The following is a 16,790-nucleotide window of genomic DNA, read 5'->3' as shown; positions in this document are numbered from 1 at the left end:
CCTCGATGTCCTTCACCTCGGGCTCTGCTGCCGCCTCCGCTTCCCCGATGAGCCGCTATGTCGAAGCCAATGGACTGGATTTTCATTATTTGGAGCAGGGGCACGGCGAGCCAATTCTCTTCTTGCACGGCTTCCCCGACCACGCGGCCGCATGGCGCCCCCTTGCAGAACGTCTCGCACCGGAATTCAGGCTGATTGCGCCGGATCTGCGTGGCTATGGTTTGACCTCGCGCCCGCCGGAGATTGAAAGCTACCGGCTGGAGCATTTGATCGACGATGTCGCGGCCGTGATTGATGCGATTGATTTGCCGATGGTGCATCTATGTGGACATGATTGGGGTGGCGTTCTGGCGTTCGCCTTTGCGGAAAAACATCCGCATAAAGCAGCCAGCCTTACCGTCTTTAACGCGCCGCCGCCTGCAGTGCTGCAAAGCATGATCTGGAGTGACCCCAGCCAGCGCCTTGCGTCCCAATATATAACCATGCTGCGTTCCGCCGAGGCAGATGCACTGTTCAACGAAGCCAATGTCGATGCTTTGATCGCGCGTTTCTTGGCGCAACCTTATCGCCATGGATTGCTGAATGATGCTGACATTGCGGCCTATCGGCATGCCTGGACCCGAAAAGGTGTGTGGCAAGCGATGTTGGCTTGGTATCGTGCAGCGCCTTTTGATGTGCCGGATATCGATGCAGAATTTGGCAACGACTGTCTGAATGAATTCCACATCGAGTGCCCCGTCCAGATTATCTGGGGCGATCAGGATACCGTTTTTGTGCCCGCCATGGCGGACGCCATCGTCCATGCCTGCCCGGAGGCTATCCTCACGCGACTGCCAGCCGCTGGACATGTCCCGCACCGCGATGCCCCTGAACGTTGCGCAGCATTGATCACTAAATTCCTCGCTCAACACCCAATCCGGCCGATCTCAAAGGAAGTTACCGCATGACAGAACAAACCCTTGCAGGCCGCGTTGCCATCGTCACCGGGGCTGCCCGTGGAATTGGCCTTGCGGCCGTGCATCGCCTGTGCGCCGGCGGTGCGAGCGTGGTCGCGTTTGATCGGCCAGAGGCCGATTTTAGCACTGCCTTGTCCGCTGGTCGCGTTGCCAGTCTGGCCGGTGATGTCGTGAATGCTGCCGATTGGCAACGGGCGATCGACGTTGGACTCACGCTGGGTGAGCGGGTTGATATCCTGTTCAACAACGCAGGGATATCGGGTGCGATAGCCAATGCGCTCGACTATCCAGAAGAAGAATTTGACCGGATTATGGCGGTGAACGTCAAAGGGGTCTTCCTGGGGCTAAAGTATGTCGGCCATCACATGCTTACCAATCGCCACGGTGTGATCGTCAACACATCCTCGGTGTCGAGCTTTGGCGGCAGCGGCAACATCTTTGGGTACACTGCCAGCAAGCATGCGGTGAACGGAATGACCAAGTCCGCGGCCATTGCGCTGGCGCCGCACGGGGTGCGTGTGCTGGCGATCTGCCCCAGTCCGACGGCAACCGAAATGATGTTTCAACTCGAGCGCCGCCTTTCGCCCGACAACCCAGAGGCGGCCCGGCCGCAACTGGCACAGGGTATCCCCATGGCGCGTTATGGCACGCCAGAGGAAGTGGCCGAGGCCTTGGCGTTTCTGGTCAGCGATGCCGCCGCTTTCATGACCGGTGCTCTTGTGCCGGTCGATGGCGGCACCTTGGCCAAGTAACCCGAAGAGGAGGCTGACATGGTTTCGCAGATCGAACGCGGTTTCGGGGAGAAATTCCTCAAAAGCATCGACAATTTCTACACCTACGGAATCGACTGGTTGTTCAACGAATGGTGGGAAACAGCTCCGGCTGACGTGATTGCGAAGTACGAAGCAGCAATCCTCGATCACCCGGACCATGGACCGCTGGCTCGGGAAGGATGGCTTGCACCGGATTTTGGAATTGGTTCGCTCGACAGCTATGGTCCAGGCACTTTGGGCCATGCTTACCGCGCTTTCATGGTCGACAATAAACTGGTTGAACATTTGGCGGCTGGTTACCACGCTAGGCATGAGGAATTGCTACAAAGCGGTAAAATTGATCGCATGCCACCTGCATTAGCTTATAAGGTGTTACGTGGCTTTCAGACACATGATCTTCATCATGTCCTGACCGGCTATCCGGCTACACCACTGGGTGAGCTTGCAATTCAGGCATTCCAACTGGCCCAGATGGACTATCCTTATGCTGCCATGTGGATTGCCGTTGTGACCAGTCATATGACGTTGGTCGATCCCTACCTAATCAAGCCGGGGATGGATGCAATCACCGATGGTTGGGCCCTTGGCCGGCGCGCCCGCAGCGTCCAGTTCGTGAAGTTTGAGCATCGTCTCGGTGAACCCTTGGATGACATTCGCGCCGAATTTGGGTTGCAGCGCGATCCCGTTGCGCGCGCGGACACGCCGCCCGAGCGCACGCCCGAGCTTCTAAAGCCGTCAGTTGAGCGCTCAGATTGATGCCGGTTGTTGACGCCGGATCGGCTGGTGCCGATTTGTATGCTCACGCTTGATCTCAGTCAGCGTCCCTAGGATCATGGTGACAGTTAAATCTTCAAGCGCTTCTCGGCTGAGCTTGCGTTGCAACAAATAGGCACCCGCAGCGGCCGGTAAACCAAAGCTGATGTCTGTTGCTGCTCTGGCGATATCAGGAGGCAAATCGAAATGTTCGCTCACAATTTCGGCCAGATAGCTAACGGCGGTGTCTCGACCGAACTCTGTGGGGTCGTGAATAGCAGAAACTGATGGTTCGGCTTGCAACCGTTCGATCAACATACCCCGCTCATCAATATATTTGAGGTAAACATGGGTAACCGAACGAACCAAATCCTCGAAAGTATTAGCTTTTTGCGCGGCCTCGACCTGTTGTCGCCGCAAGCGTCGCCATTCACGTTGCAGAAGAAGTCTCAGCAACTCAGTGATATTCGGAAAATAATTGTAGACCAGCGACTTGCTTATACCCGCTTCACGCCCGATGCGATCCATCGACAAGGCCGAAACACCTTCCCGAGCCACAATCTCGGCAACATGATCCAGGATAAGGGCCTGCCGTTCGCTTGGGGCGAGACGGACCCGTTTCTGAGACTTCGGCAGAGCACTTTGTGTGGCGTCTGATATCACGTTGTAACCTTTACTCATTTTCGCGCCCGGAAAACCGGACGTGGGAACCCATATCTTTAGGTATCTCCGCTAGATGGTTTGCCCGCCACCGGCGCGAAGGGCAAGGCTAGATATATGTCAGTCTCAACGCAATCGCTCAATCCGCCGACTATGAAGTTAGGCGTGTGTTACTATCCCGAACATTGGCTAGAAAATCTCCGGGCCAAAGACGCCCACCTGGTGTCTGAAACCTGCCTTTCGCAGGTGCGAATAGGACAGTTTGCGTGGACCCGGATCGAACCCGAACCGGGTCAATTCAACTGGGCATCGCTCGACCAATCCATTAGAGTTTCGTGCATTTAATCTGCAACATATCCGTCGTGCTTGAGATGGTTCCAGCATTCCTCCGGGGTGTAAAGGTCGCAGATTGATCCAACGGCCTTCCACAGGTCATCGATGGTGCGTGCTTTTGCTTTGCGCAGATGCGCCTTGAGTTTGGCGAACGCCATCTCGATTGGGTTCAGGTCTGGACTGTAGGGCGGCAGAAAGAGGAACCACGCCCCGCGCTCTTTGAGGATGGCTTTGGCCTTCTCGCTTTTGTGGCTCGATAGGTTGTCGAGGATCACCACGTCACCGCGCTGGAGCGTTGGGGCCAACTGGGTTTCCACATAGGTTTCAAAGATTTTTCGGTTCATGGGACGGTCAATGATCCACGGAGCATTGAGGCCGTCATGGCGCAAGGCCGCGATGAAGGTCTGTGTTCCCCAATGACCGAACGGGGCCTTCATCTTCAGCCGCTGTCCTCGGCGCGCCCGCCCCCGCAGCCGTGTCATCTTGGTCGTGGTCCCGGTTTCGTCAATAAAGACCAGCCTTTCCGGGCGCCTCTTCATCCAAGGCTGGCGGTGTGCCTGCCATACGCGCCGGGCACGAACAATGTCAGCGCGATCGGTTTCGCTCGCCAGCAGAGTTTTTTTTGACGGTAAATCCGTGCGCAAGCAGCAACCGAGACAGGGAAGCTGGATGTGCCTTCACCCCGTGCTCCTTAAACAACCGGTCCGCCAGTTCCGGCATCGTGATGTCACCTTCGGCATCGACCCAGCTGATCAGAACATCCGCATGCGCCGACAGCGGCCCCTTGCCCGGCGGACGACCTTGCCTCTCCGGCGTGATCGATCCCGTCCGCGCCTTGCGTTGCGCCAACCGAACCGCAGTGGCAGCACTCACCCCAAATCGGCGAGCTGCTGCCCGGCATGAATGACCGCTCTCAATCTCTCCAACGATCCGAACCCGTAAATCCGACGAACTGCTTTTGCCCATGATCCACCTCCATGAGCAGTGAATCACAGTTCTCAATCAAAGGGAATCCCAAGAATTGTATGATTCACATATTCAATGCGCCGCTCTAATATCTTGCACACTTTCTGACCGGCGCTGTGCAGTAACGATGATGTCCCCGCTCTCGGTCTCAGCGGTCTGTACGCTACCATTTTCCTGGGCAAAGGCGGGTATCGCCGATACCAATAGGCTACTGAGTGCAGTTGACTTCATCAACCAATGGATCGTGTTGGACATGTGCAAATTCTCCCCAATATCTCGATGTCGATCCAGCCTTACAAAACTGTGGCTGAAACGGACGAAACTGGTTGAAGCTAGGTAGGCATTCCGACTAACGATTGGCATTTCAGGCCATCTGGTGCATTCGCGATGGGAAAGATAATTCAAGACGCTGTCCAAGCGAAATCGGCCACACTTGCAAAGTGCCCGGCTGCGTTGGACGATGCTATGCGCGCAAGTTATTCCGGCGGATACTGAGAATGGACTGTACCTGAAAGGCTAATACATAGTGGCATCACCCATTCCTACAATATCCACGCAGATCGTCCGCCACATTCGGGATTGCTTGGAACTCGCGGGTGTTCCGTCGGCAGAACTGCTCGACCATTATGGCATTGGGCCGGAGGAAATCGACAATCGTGATCATGCTGTGCCGCTGGCTGCCTATGTCCGTTTCTTCGAGGCTGCAGCAGAAACCTCTGGCAACCAGCATTTTGGGATGCATGCTGCGCGGGTCATGGGTGCGGACGGGCTCGGCCCACTCAGTTTCCTATTCTTGAGTGCACCGTCTTTAGCCCAGGCATTTCAGACCTTTACCGAATATCTCGACGCCTTGCAGGAATCGACATTCAATGCATTCGTGATCGACGATAAAACCAGTCACTTCAGCTACGGTATTCGGGATGACGCGCTTACGCCTCGCCGACAGGACAGCGAATATTCAATTGGCGTCATGTACAATCTGACGCGCCGATATCTTGGCGGGCAAACAGCGCCGGTCGAGGTGCATTTCGAACATGAGCGGGTTGGTGCGCTGTCATGGTACGAAAGCTATTTCGACTGCCCGGTCTATTTCGAGCAGTCTCAAAACCGGATATACTTGTCGGCCGATCTGCTCAATCGCGGGTCAACAGCGCTGAGCACTGAACTGTTTCCAATCATCGCCGGCCATCTCAAGGCTCGGATGCACGATCACTCGCATAATCTTACAACTGTGGAGCGCGTTAGTGACATCCTCATCTCAAATGCTCCTGACAACCTGCCTTCGCTTGAACTGGTTGCGCAGAGACTCGGCTGTTCGCGGACAACGCTGATGCGCCGCTTGAACGCAGAAGGCGAACGTTTTGGGAGCCTCGTGACGGAGCGCAGGATCGGCCATGCTCGGCAGTTGCTGACGTCAAGCAACAGATCAATTGCAGATATAGCGCTTGCCTGCGGCTATGCAGAAGCGGCAAGCTTCACGCGATCTTTCCAAAAGCACGTTGGCGCGGCACCCTCGAAGTGGCGAAAGATCAACTCGAAATTGACATCCGCTCGCCGAACCGGGGCATCGCGTCCAAACACCTGAATGCGCAATGCGCTCCTGCTGTTTTGCAGCTTGAGCGCACCCGTTATAACAGCAATGTCCTTCCTACCAGCGAACAGTACCGGTCACGCCGTAAGTGGCTGGCTTCGCATATACCGAAGTCGTACCGAGAATACCCAGATTGAGTGTGTACGCACGATATTGCTCATCGAATATGTTGCGTCCAAAGACCTGTAACGAGAAACGATCATTGGCGCTTGTCCATGTGAGCGAGGCGTTCGACACATTATAAGCCGGTTGGATCGAAGATGGTCCATTGGTAACCTCGAGGAACTGCCTTCCGTACCTCGCACCGTCAAACTGGGCTGCAAGGTTCCCACCAAGCATGTCGACATTGTACCGGAAGAGGTAATTGAGACTGAATCGCGGTGCATTTGGCAATTTGGCATCGGTGATCGTGTCTTGCGGATAATCGCAGAAGAAGCTGCCATCGTTCTGGTTGACACAATATTGCGCGTTTGGAGCACCGGGGAAAAATTCAGGGCCGAACTGTGAGCCTGGACCGAGGACGCTCTTCACTTTGTTGGTCTGCCAGGTTGCTCCGAGGTTCACATTGATGCGATCGCTAGGCTGCCAAAACAGTTCGAATTCAGCGCCGGTTGCCCGGACATCGGTGTTGCTGACCTGCGGCAGGCCGCCAAGCACCGAGAATGCCTGATAGTTATCATAAATGTAGTGATAACCGGTCAGGTTGGCCTTGAGCGAGCGGTCTGAACTGGACCATTTGATCCCGCCTTCGATCGAATTCAGTGTTTCTGGATCATGTTGAAAGCTGTCAGGCGTGACATCGGAACTAAGAGTCCAGTTTCCGCCTTTGATTCCCCGGTTCCATGAGAGGAAGACAAGGGTATCGGCATTGGGTTTGTAGTTAAGGCCTAATCGAGCAGCCCAATCTCCGTAACTGATCGCGTTGACGCCCGGATTAGCTGCCGCAAAGCTCTCATCGGTAGCGCGCACCACGGTTGGAAAGCCCGAATCGATCAGTCGCGAAATGTAATCGATCGACTTAGTATCCTTCGAATAGCGCAGGCCCGAAACGAGGGTGAACTTGTCGGAAAGATCATACTCTACCTGACCAAATAACGACCAGTTCTTCGAGTGCAGATCATAGTCTTCAGCCACCCGCGGGTCATTGGCCCCCCCGTTGATCGCCAAAGCAGCGCCAAGCACAGGTGCGCCAATCGTGGTGATCTGACCGTTGATCTTCATGTCCAAGAAATATGCACCAGCCTGCCACCGAAAGCGGTCACTGTCACCTGACAAGCGAAGCTCTTGGCTGAACTGCTTGTAGCGGGCGTCCGTAAGGAACTGGATGACCGTGGTTGGCAGGGCGTCTCCATCCTCCCGATAGTTCTTGGATAGCTTCGTGTAGTTGGTGATCGAAGTTAGGTCGATTCCGCCAAGATCATAAGTGATCTTGCCTTGGAAGATGTCGGTGGTCCGGCTGAAAAGCCCCAAGTCGTTCGAGAAATTCTCAAAAGGGCTTGCGGACGCGCCGGTGAGGCCGTTGATTACCCCACCCGTGCCATCGGAAAGGCCAGCCGCGTTGACGTGGCAATAGCCATTCGCGAGCAGATCGCAATTGTCGAGAACATAGCCACCGGTGGCGACATCATTGTCTTCACTGTGCTTGACCCAAAGGTCGATCTTGCCGCGGTCACCGAGGTCAGCTTGGATCGTTCCACGCAGCGCCCAGCCGTCCTCGCTGCCGATATCCTGGCCGTTGCCATCAAAGGTGCCGGGAATCGCAGCTGCCGATTTGATGTAACCGTCCGCGTTCACAATGCGCCCCGCGAGACGGAATCGCAGACCTGGCGTCAGCGAACCGCCAACAGCCCCCTCAAGCGAGCGCCGGTCGAAGCGTTCATAGCTGGCTTCGGCATAGCCATTGAATTCGTCATTGCTGGCATCTTTGCTGATATAGTGGACGAGGCCGCCAGTCGCATTGCGACCAAACAGCGTTCCTTGCGGGCCGCGCAGCACCTCGACGCGTGCGGTGTCGAACAGCTGGCCTGAAATGCCGTTGATCGAGCCCATATAGGCATCGTCCATGTAAACAGCCACTGGTGCTTCAAGGTAGTCGGTAAAGTTGTTCTGCGAGACACCGCGAAGATTGAAGATCGTGACATTGGGCGACCATGCATTGAGCTGCATACCGGGAATCTGCTGCGTGATTTGGGTTGCATCCGAAATGCCGAGCGCATCCAGCTGCTCGCCCGAATAGGCCGAAACCGAAATCGGGACGCGCTGCAGATTTTCGCCACGCTTTTGGGCGGTGACAACGATATCGCCGAAGCCACCGGCTTCCTCTTCTGCGACCTGCTCATCTTGCTGAGATGTTTCTTGCGCCACGACTGGCGCAGCAAAGGCAAGTGCGACAGTAGATACGGTGAGTGTTAGGGCAGTTCGCATGAGCAAGGCTCTCCTCCGGTATGATGGCAATGAAAATGCCAATTATTCCGGGCACTATGAAGCCGTGCTCATGCGAACGCTTTGCAGAAGCGGTCAATATAGATCAAGGTCAAAGCTTGGCAAGGCGCCCGAGCAGTGCCTCCAGCTTGTCGAGCGCCTCGTCAATAATCTCATCGCTCGCCGATAGGGCAGGAAGGAAACGCACAACATTGCCACGCAAACCACAAGACAGCATCAGCAAACCTTCCTTTGCTCCTTCCTGAACGATGCGCTTGGTCATATCGGGATCCGGCTGACTGGCGTCACGATTTTTGACCAGTTCCAGCGCGATCATGGCTCCTGGCCCCCGCACATCGCCAATCATGCTGAGACCGCTCTGCTGAAGCGCACGCAGCCGCGCTTTGATCTCGTTACCGATTGCAACCGCACGGCTGCAAAGATCGTCACTTTCGATAATTTTTAAGACTTCGAGTCCAGCAATACAGCCGAGCGGCGAACCACCATAGGTGCCGCCAAGTCCACCAGGATCAGGTGCATCCATAACATCGGCCCTGCCAATAACTCCGGAGATCGGAAAACCACCGGCCATCGCCTTGGCTATTGTCATTATATCCGGCGTCACACCATTTGCTTCCCGTACCCAGTCCATCGCAAACATTTTGCCCGTGCGCGCGAAACCAGTCTGTACCTCGTCAGCCACCAGCAGGATGCCATGCTCATCGCAGATCTCGCGGAGCGCCTTGAAGAAATTGTAGGATGCAGTGTAGAATCCACCTTCTCCAAGTACCGGTTCAAGCACGATGGCGGCGACGGCCGACGGTTCGATCGACGAAGCGAACAGGGCCTTGAGCCCCTCGATCGCCTGTTCGTCAGAAAAACCATGATAGGGTATCGGAAACCGCGTGTGAAAGACGTCTGTGGGCATCGGGCCAAACTTGGCTTTGTAGGGGAGAACCTTGCCGGTCATCGCCAGCGTCAGCAAGGTGCGGCCGTGATAGCCGCCCTGGAACGTGATTACGCCGCGCCGTCCAGTGTGCGCGCGTGCTATTTTGACGGCATTTTCCAGGGCTTCTGCCCCAGTGGTCAAGAAAATGGTCTTTGCCTCACCCGCAATCGGCGCGCGCGCATTCATCTGTTCAGCAAGCGCGATATAGCTCTCATAAGGCGTCACTTGGAACGAGCAATGCGAGAAAGCATCCAACTGACGTTTGACTGCGTCAATTATGCGAGGATCGCCGTGGCCGGTATTACAAACTGCAATGCCTGTGGCGAGGTCGATGTAGCGATTGCCTTCTTCGTCGAACGCCTCGGCATTGGTTCCCCGCGCGAAAAAGCGCTGGTGTATGGATGACACGCCTTGCGGTACTGCTGCTTCGCGGCGGCGCCAGAGTTCAGCGTTGGTGGTCATGCGGACAATCCTCCGATCAGTGCGTATTTGAGTTCGAGATATTCATCGAGGCCATGGCGCGAACCTTCGCGACCGAGGCCGGATTCCTTGATACCGCCGAACGGGGCGATTTCGGTAGAGAGCACACCTTCATTGACTGCAACCATGCCATATTCGAGGCCAGCCATGACGCGCCAAACGCGGCCTACGTCGCGGGCATAGAAATAAGCAGCGAGTCCGAAAGGCGTGTCATTGGCGATACGGATCGCTTCTGCTTCGTCGGTGAAGCGAATGACCGGTGCGATAGGGCCGAAAATCTCCGACTGGGCAATTTGCATGTCTTGCGACACACCCGTCAGAACCGTAGGTGTGAAAAACCGCTTTCCCGCCGCGTGTGGAATGCCGCCACAGGCAATGACGGCTCCGGACTCGGTTGCCTCAGCTGCAAGCGCTGTGACCTTCGCCATTGCCCTTTCATCGATCAATGGGCCGATTTCCACGCCCGGCTCCGAGCCATTACCGACTTTTAGACTTTTTACCCTCTTAACCAGCTTCGCTACAAAAACATCATGCACCCTGTCCTGGACGAGCACGCGATTGGCACAGACGCACGTCTGGCCTGCGTTGCGAAATTTGGAAATCATCAGGCCGTCGATTGCCGCGTCGAGATCAGCGTCATCAAAAACGATGAAAGGTGCGTTGCCACCAAGTTCCATACTCACACGCTTAACAGACCCAGCGGCCTGAGCGAGTAACAGCTTGCCTACCGGTGTTGAACCCGTAAAACTGATTTTGCGAATGAGGGGATGGGTGCAGAATAATTTGCCGACTTGCGCGGGCTCGGGCGATGGCACCACCCTGAAAATGTCTGCTGGAATGCGCGCCTGAGCGGCCAACGCTTCGAGCGCGAGCGCTGATAATGGTGTCGCTTCGGCAGGTTTCACAACCATTGCGCAGCCTGCCGCCAACGCGGGACCAACCTTGCGCGTAATCATAGCTAGCGGGAAGTTCCACGGGGTTATTGCAGCGCATGTGCCTACAGCCTCCTTGACCGTCAGCACCATTTTGCCGCTCGCAAAGGGTGGAATGGTTTCGCCATAGGCGCGCTTGGCTTCCTCAGCGAACCATTCGATAAAACTGGCAGCATAGACAACTTCGCTAAGAGATTCTGCCAGAGGCTTGCCGCATTCGGCTGTACACAGCGAAGCGAGCTGGTCGCGGTAAGACATGATCTGAAAATACCAGTCGCGCAGGCGTTCCGCGCGAACCTTGGCTGTCAGTGCTGCCCAGTCCTTTCGCGCATGTTCAGCACGTACAATGATGCTTTCGATTTCAGCGGTCGAATAAGTTTTTACCCCAGCAATCTGTTCGCCGGTAGCCGGGTTCAAAACCGGCATTCCATTCTTGTCGTCCAGAAAACGCTTAATCAAGTTCCAGAGAGTATTCGACATAGTCATTTACAGCCCGTTTGGAGTTTGCGGTGGCGAAGCATTGGAATCGTCAGCAGCACATAGCTCGTCAGAAAGAACACAATGCAGACAACCTCGGCGGAATGATAGCTACCTCCCCCGATCAACTGCGCAGCGAGCAACGGTCCGCCGCCAAGGCCGATCATTTGCATCGCTATGGCGGGGCCCATCATCCGGCCCTGTTCATCGAAATCGCTGACTGCACCAAGTATGATGGGGAGAGCAAAGTTCCAGAGGAGATTGAAGCCGCACACCGCAATCAGAAAAACCGTCAAGCCGGGCTTCCCCATCATCAACGCAATGCAGGCTGCACCTAAGAGAACCCCAACGGCAATAGGTAGCCAACGGCCAAGTCGTTCTGCGAAGAAAACTGACCCAAGCGCTCCGATTACGGCGAAGATCTGGGACACGAAGAGCGCTTGTGTGACGTCGGGTTCGCTGTGGCCGGCTCTAATCCCCACCAGAAATAGAATTGCCCATGCAATACCTTGAGCAATGTTGTAGGCCAAGACGCCCATTAGACCAACTACGAGGAACCCTAACCCTAACTGCCGCGCGGTTGGACTGGGCACGATCCTTGCGGAATTCGAAGCTGGAACATGACGCAGCGCAGCAAACCCTGCTGTTAGCAGGAACGCAAAGATCGCAAACAGCCCGGCGACGCCGATCTGATCGAGTAACCCCGGCATGACCCACAGCCCGACAGCGCCATATGAAAGCAAGGCCACCAGGTACAATGCAATATTGCGATCAACCCGTGCGGTGAGACCGACAAAGGTGAAGCTGAGCGAGATGATCGCGCCATGCCCCAATCCCGCCATGAGGCGCGCGATCCAGAGTTGCGGCGACTCGGCAAGCATGGCGGACGCGATGTTGCCTAGGATTGCCAAAACAAGACCAAGTGCTAGCGCGCTGCGCCAATTGAACGGGGCACGGGGAAGTGCGAGCAATACTGTGGAAATTGCGACACCGAGCATCTCAACCCCCGCGAGATTGACTGCTTCGGGCTCGCTCATCCCCAAATGGGTGACGAAGCCCTGCACCAGCGCGGGCTGCACGATGAACGAAAGTACGCCCAGTGTTCCTAGAGAGATTGCGCTCAGGATTGCAGCCTTGCTGTTCGCGTCCGACATCTTTGTCATGATGGATATCGTTCCCCCCATCCCCGCGATAGACGCAATGAGACTTGGCCGCTTGGCAGGAAAGGACAATCCACACGCCATTTTTGAACCTTTGTATCAATTTTTTGATGCAATAAGTAAATATTTTCACAAGTGTTGCACGTACGCTCAGAAGAACCGGGCGGCACAACGATTCGGCATAGGCATCTGGGGAGAGGACTATGAGCACAGCTGAGGTGCTTACCACGGCTTTGAGTGGTTGGACCGAGCACATCAAGGGCTTGGGCGTTGATGTGCCAAAAGCTTTACTGTGCACTGACGTCGATTCCCAGATTTCGCTTTGCTCGCGCGACACAATCCCGCTCACCAGCTTTACCAGAATTGCGGAATTTGTCGGCGATCATGCCGACTGCGCCAATGCCAGCTGGTTGATCGGCGAAAATTATGATCTTGCAGGATTGGGCAAGGTGGGTGAAGCAATTCTAAGCGCGCGCACATTGGGTGGCGCCCTTCGTCGGTTCACCGATAATTTCGAGTTGCTGCAAGACGCCTCGCTCCTCGCCCTAGAGACCACGGCGGAAACGGTGACGATTTCTTACCGCATTCTCGATCCTTCGATTTGGCCTCGGCATCAGGATGCACTGTTTAGTCTTGGCATTGTCTCCAAGATCATCAAACTGGCGGTTCCGGAAGCATTGCCGTTCTTGGAGCTGGGGTTTGAGTGCCAAAAGCGGGATACAGGCCTTTCCGTGGGGCAGGGTCAGCTCTATTTCGAATGCGAGGCGAACAGCATCAGAATCCCGGCAGCGATGCTGGATATGGGAATGCCTGAATTCGCCCATCATTGCGATCTGAAGCGGCTTTCTTCGCAGCTTGCCGAACGGCGCCGTCAGCGGCCAGCGCGGGAAAGGCTTGCCGGGATCATCTTCGCTCGGCTATCAGAGGGCGATATACATCAGGACCATCTGGCCGGCGAAATAGGCATGTCGAGCCGCACCATGCGGCGGCGGCTGGCCGATGAGACCATATCATTTCAGAAACTGCTTGCTGATTGCCGGATGCGACAGGCAGTGCTTGAATTTCAGTCTCGTCCTGACGCTTCAATTGCCGATATCGCGCTCCGCTTGGGCTATGCCGAGCATTCGACATTCACACGCGCCTTTAGCCGTTGGGCAGGAATTCCACCGCAGGAGTTCCGTTCCGAATTGAATCGCACCAGACACTGAGAGATTTTATGCCAAGTCTTTTGCTGATGGAAGGAAACACCGCTTCCAAGAGAAAGCTGGGGGCCCAACTGGGCGTCCGCTCCTCGTCCGAAATCTACGCCCTAGCAATTCGCGCACATTACCCGGAGCTTGTGCTCGACGTCGTTAACGCTGCGGATGAGGACTGCTTAATACCCGGTGATCGATCATTGACCGATTATGATGGATTGGTCATCACTGGATCATCCTTGCACGCTTATGATCAAGACTTTTCGGTCACCAACCAGATCGAGATGGTAAAGCAGGCAGGAGCAGTCGGCCTGCCGATGTTCGGCAGTTGCTGGGGCCTGCAAATCGCCGTGATGGCGGCTGGAGGCCTCGTTGAGTATAATCCAAAGGGCAGGGAAGTTGGTTTTGCTCGGAAGATTCTGCTCAACGATACTGGTGTCATCCATCCGATGTTTCGCGGCAAGCCCCGTGTTTTCGATGCACTCTGCATTCATTATGACGAAGTCATCGAATTGCCGGAGGGTGCGACGCTGCTGGCGTCAAATGACCATAGTCTGGTGCAGGCCGCGATCGTCCCGGTCGGCCAGTCAAATGTATGGGCAGTGCAATACCATCCCGAGTTCGACCTTCAACAGCTCGTTCAGCTCTACACTCTTTATGCCGACGACATGGTTGCTCAAGGATTCTTCGCGGACCAGCCTCTCTTGGATGGCCATGTCGAGCTCTTGTCTCGTCTCGCTGCCAGTCCCCAAGATCAGGGTCTGGCATGGCAGATCGGCATCGATGAGGACATCACCGACGATCGCCGCCGCCGGCTTGAAATCATCAACTGGATTGAGACATTCATCATCTAGCGCGCCTAAGCACAGACGCAACATCAAGCTACGGGGCCCATTTCGTTCTAAATCATGGCCGCGCAAAATAGACATGGACCTGACTGGTGCCGGTTGCATTCTCATAATCGGAATAGCGAACACCCGTCCAGTCCCAGTTGCGTCCTCCGCATGCACCCGCCATCATCAGATAATGTCCGAAACGCGCCTCCGGTACATGCTTTAGGAATTCGGGCATGGTATCGATGACCGATGCGTGGTCGCCTTTATAGAACCACTCAAGCCGTTCATAATCCGCTTCGCGTGCCGCCGGACGACTGATGTGGATCGGGTCAGATGCTTCGTGTAAGTGAAGCTGCGACAACGGCCAAAAACGATGGCTCATTGATCCGCTCGCGATCAGTAGCACCCGGCGATCAGACTCGGCGATGGCTTTCCCAACCCCTTCACCCACGGCAAGGAAATCAGGAGTCTCGCCGGTTTGCGCACAACCCACCGTTATCCATTCTTCGCCGCCATGGAGGTAATGCGCGATATTGACAGTGGGGTAGTGGATCGGAAGGTAGGGATCGTCGATTGCGCTCGTGCGGGCCCCGCAGGCCGTTGCATGTTCAGCGATCTTGTGGGCAAGGTCGGGGTTGCCTTTTAAGTCATAGGGTACCTGGGACATGCCTCTGGGTAATTCGTCGGATGTGTACTTACCGGTGCGGCGGTCATGTGCCGTGACGCAGAATTCGACGGTTGTGAACCAGTGGCTGTCGAAGAGAATGACGGTATCGGGCTTGAGAACGTCCATCACTTCATTCTTGAACCGACGCAACCCTGGAACCAGGCTGATTTCCTTGCCCTCATTCAACTCATACCGCACTTTTTCGGGCAGCATAATGGTCGGAGCGTGCGCTAGCAATGCAGCGCCTACAATTTTACCCATGGTCTATCTCCAGCAATCTGATGACAACGAGCATAACGACTTACACAGGCATTAAGCTTGTCCGTTTTGGCCAAGTCACGCCCGGAATCGATGCATAGGTTGCAAACATGACAAAATATCCCTTCTCGCGGTCCACTGACCCCCATGTTGACCTGTCTTCGCAGGATGCTTTCAACGACGGAGCACCGTTTTTGACCTTTGAAAGACTAAGACGGGAAGATCCGCTGTCTTGGATGGAAATGTCAAATGGCGACACGGGCTGCTGGAACGTTGTGCGCCATGCCGATCTTCTCGATCTCAACCGGCAGCCAGACCTGCTTTCTTCCGCGTCTGGTATCCGCATGGAAGACCAGTCTGAAGAAGAATATGAAGCCCGCAAGACATTTCAGGAAACCGACGCACCCATGCATCGAGCGTTTCGAGCCTTGGTCGCAAAGGCTTTTTCGCGCTCGACGGTCGCAGGTTTTGAAGGTCAGATTCGTCAAATCGTCAACAATCTGCTCGACACCGCTTTGGATATGGGTGAGTTTGATGCGGTTGACGTCATAGCGCGGCAATTGCCGATGCAAATGCTGGCGCAGATCATGGGCGTGCCGGACTCCGATGCGGCCTGGCTCGTTGACAAAGGTGACGCCCTGATCTCCAATTCCGACCCCGATTATACGGATTTCGTCATCGATCAAGTTGATACTGAAGCCTATCGATTGCTGCCATTCCGCTCGCCTGCGGCGGTGGAGCTGTTTGACTATGCCAACGATCTTCTTGATCGCATGGATGCCGGCGAGCAGATTGGCGTTCTCAATCTGGTGCGCGAAGAAACAAGTCATGGCACGCGTATGTCGCGCGATGAGTTCCGCAACTTTTTTTGCCTGCTGGTTGCAGCAGGAAATGACACAACACGCTATAGCCTAGCTGCGACAGTGCATTCGCTGGCGAATAACCCGCAATTGCTGAAGCAAATCCAATCCGACACATTTGCCCATTGGGACGAAGCAACCGATGAGATGATCCGATGGGCAGCACCGACCACGCATTTTCGTCGGACGGCGACACGAGATTTCGACTATCACGGCAAGCGGGTCAAAGCGGGCGACAAAGTTCTGCTTTGGTTTCTTTCTGGCAATAGGGACGAAACCGCAATTGCCGAACCTTACAGCATTGATTTGACTCGGCCGCGCAACCCGTTTTTGTCATTCGGCCAAGGCGGCCCGCACATCTGCCTTGGGATGTGGCTCGCCAAGTTGGAGGTGAAGATCGTGATGCAAGAACTGGCCCGCCGGGTTGCATCGATCGAACAGACCAGGGATCACAACTATCTGCGGTCCAATTTCATTCACGGGATTAAGCACTTGCCAGTTCGCGTGGAGCAACTTTGAGGG

At 55.4% G+C, this 16,790-nt stretch carries 16 protein-coding genes; 8 read left to right on the top strand and 8 right to left on the bottom strand.

Going from position 1 to position 16,790, the window contains the following annotated elements; translation table 11 throughout:
• The first annotated feature begins 5 nt into the window (after positions 1 to 5).
• The 3 genes from HEQ18_RS10730 to HEQ18_RS10720 are packed head-to-tail and all read left to right on the top strand — an operon-like array spanning position 6 to position 2,485.
• Entirely contained in the window at positions 6 to 947 is a 942-nt protein-coding gene (locus HEQ18_RS10730; protein ID WP_432814709.1) for an alpha/beta fold hydrolase, read from the top strand.
• A complete protein-coding gene (locus tag HEQ18_RS10725) occupies positions 944 to 1,708 on the top strand; it encodes an SDR family NAD(P)-dependent oxidoreductase (RefSeq protein ID WP_397605752.1) in 765 nt (254 codons plus the stop codon). Before HEQ18_RS10730 ends, HEQ18_RS10725 begins: the two co-directional genes overlap by 4 nt.
• 18 nt (positions 1,709 to 1,726) lie before the next feature.
• Positions 1,727 to 2,485, top strand: coding sequence for a Coq4 family protein (locus HEQ18_RS10720; RefSeq protein WP_397605753.1), 759 nt, complete (start codon positions 1,727 to 1,729; stop codon positions 2,483 to 2,485).
• Here the strand turns inward: HEQ18_RS10720 and HEQ18_RS10715 are convergent.
• Positions 2,477 to 3,163 (bottom strand): TetR/AcrR family transcriptional regulator, encoded by a 687-nt coding sequence (locus tag HEQ18_RS10715; RefSeq protein ID WP_397605754.1) that lies wholly within the window; start codon positions 3,161 to 3,163, stop codon positions 2,477 to 2,479. The genes HEQ18_RS10720 and HEQ18_RS10715 overlap by 9 nt on opposite strands.
• Positions 3,164 to 3,259: 96 nt before the next feature.
• Here HEQ18_RS10715 and HEQ18_RS10710 point away from each other — a divergent pair, with 96 nt between their 5' ends.
• Positions 3,260 to 3,487 (top strand): beta-galactosidase, encoded by a 228-nt coding sequence (locus HEQ18_RS10710; RefSeq protein ID WP_432814708.1) that lies wholly within the window; start codon positions 3,260 to 3,262, stop codon positions 3,485 to 3,487.
• On the opposite strand, the gene HEQ18_RS10705 is transcribed toward HEQ18_RS10710, so the two are convergent.
• Both HEQ18_RS10705 and HEQ18_RS10700 read right to left on the bottom strand, forming a co-directional pair.
• A protein-coding gene (locus tag HEQ18_RS10705) for an IS630 family transposase (protein WP_432814707.1) occupies positions 3,484 to 4,441 on the bottom strand; the annotation gives its coding sequence in 2 pieces (ribosomal slippage) (positions 3,484 to 4,117 and positions 4,116 to 4,441; 960 coding nt in all). The genes HEQ18_RS10710 and HEQ18_RS10705 overlap by 4 nt on opposite strands.
• Before the next feature lie 72 nt (positions 4,442 to 4,513).
• Positions 4,514 to 4,696 carry a hypothetical protein gene (locus HEQ18_RS10700; RefSeq protein ID WP_432814706.1) on the bottom strand — a complete coding sequence of 61 codons (183 nt, stop codon included), beginning with the start codon at positions 4,694 to 4,696 and terminating at the stop codon, positions 4,514 to 4,516.
• Between the two features lie 271 nt (positions 4,697 to 4,967).
• Here HEQ18_RS10700 and HEQ18_RS10695 point away from each other — a divergent pair, with 271 nt between their 5' ends.
• The gene (locus HEQ18_RS10695; RefSeq protein ID WP_432814705.1) at positions 4,968 to 6,026 is read left to right on the top strand and encodes an AraC family transcriptional regulator; all 1,059 of its coding nucleotides are present in this window, start codon (positions 4,968 to 4,970) and stop codon (positions 6,024 to 6,026) included.
• 63 nt (positions 6,027 to 6,089) lie between these two features.
• Here HEQ18_RS10695 and HEQ18_RS10690 read toward each other — a convergent pair whose 3' ends face one another.
• From HEQ18_RS10690 to HEQ18_RS10675, 4 genes are all read right to left on the bottom strand, one after another.
• Positions 6,090 to 8,456, bottom strand: coding sequence for a TonB-dependent receptor (locus HEQ18_RS10690; protein WP_432814704.1), 2,367 nt, complete (start codon positions 8,454 to 8,456; stop codon positions 6,090 to 6,092).
• A 109-nt stretch (positions 8,457 to 8,565) separates the two neighbouring features.
• On the bottom strand, positions 8,566 to 9,864 hold the full coding sequence (gene gabT, locus HEQ18_RS10685; RefSeq protein WP_432814703.1) for a 4-aminobutyrate--2-oxoglutarate transaminase: 1,299 nt from the start codon (positions 9,862 to 9,864) through the stop codon (positions 8,566 to 8,568).
• Positions 9,861 to 11,294, bottom strand: a complete 1,434-nt coding sequence (locus tag HEQ18_RS10680; RefSeq protein ID WP_432814702.1) for an NAD-dependent succinate-semialdehyde dehydrogenase — start codon at positions 11,292 to 11,294, stop codon at positions 9,861 to 9,863. The genes gabT and HEQ18_RS10680 overlap by 4 nt, the downstream gene beginning before the upstream one ends.
• A 2-nt stretch (positions 11,295 to 11,296) precedes the next feature.
• Positions 11,297 to 12,445, bottom strand: coding sequence for an MFS transporter (locus tag HEQ18_RS10675; protein ID WP_432814701.1), 1,149 nt, complete (start codon positions 12,443 to 12,445; stop codon positions 11,297 to 11,299).
• A 209-nt stretch (positions 12,446 to 12,654) separates the two neighbouring features.
• On the opposite strand from HEQ18_RS10675, the gene qhpR reads away from it, so the two are divergent.
• On the top strand, positions 12,655 to 13,659 hold the full coding sequence (gene qhpR, locus HEQ18_RS10670) for an AraC-like transcriptional regulator QhpR (protein ID WP_432814700.1): 1,005 nt from the start codon (positions 12,655 to 12,657) through the stop codon (positions 13,657 to 13,659).
• 8 nt (positions 13,660 to 13,667) lie between these two features.
• A complete protein-coding gene (locus tag HEQ18_RS10665; protein WP_432814699.1) occupies positions 13,668 to 14,501 on the top strand; it encodes a type 1 glutamine amidotransferase in 834 nt (277 codons plus the stop codon).
• Positions 14,502 to 14,553: 52 nt separating this feature from the next.
• On the opposite strand, the gene HEQ18_RS10660 is transcribed toward HEQ18_RS10665, so the two are convergent.
• Positions 14,554 to 15,411 (bottom strand): catechol 1,2-dioxygenase, encoded by an 858-nt coding sequence (locus HEQ18_RS10660; protein ID WP_432814698.1) that lies wholly within the window; start codon positions 15,409 to 15,411, stop codon positions 14,554 to 14,556.
• Between the two features lie 107 nt (positions 15,412 to 15,518).
• Here HEQ18_RS10660 and HEQ18_RS10655 point away from each other — a divergent pair, with 107 nt between their 5' ends.
• Complete coding sequence (locus tag HEQ18_RS10655) at positions 15,519 to 16,787, top strand: cytochrome P450 (protein WP_432814697.1); 1,269 nt, start codon at positions 15,519 to 15,521, stop codon at positions 16,785 to 16,787.
• The last annotated feature ends 3 nt before the right edge of the window (positions 16,788 to 16,790 follow it).

Source organism: Sphingorhabdus sp. (assembly GCF_050921905.1).
Classification (GTDB): Bacteria; Pseudomonadota; Alphaproteobacteria; order Sphingomonadales; family Sphingomonadaceae; genus Sphingorhabdus_B.
The sequence above is the reverse complement of the archived record's forward strand: the minus strand, read 5'-3'. Positions and strand labels throughout refer to the sequence as shown.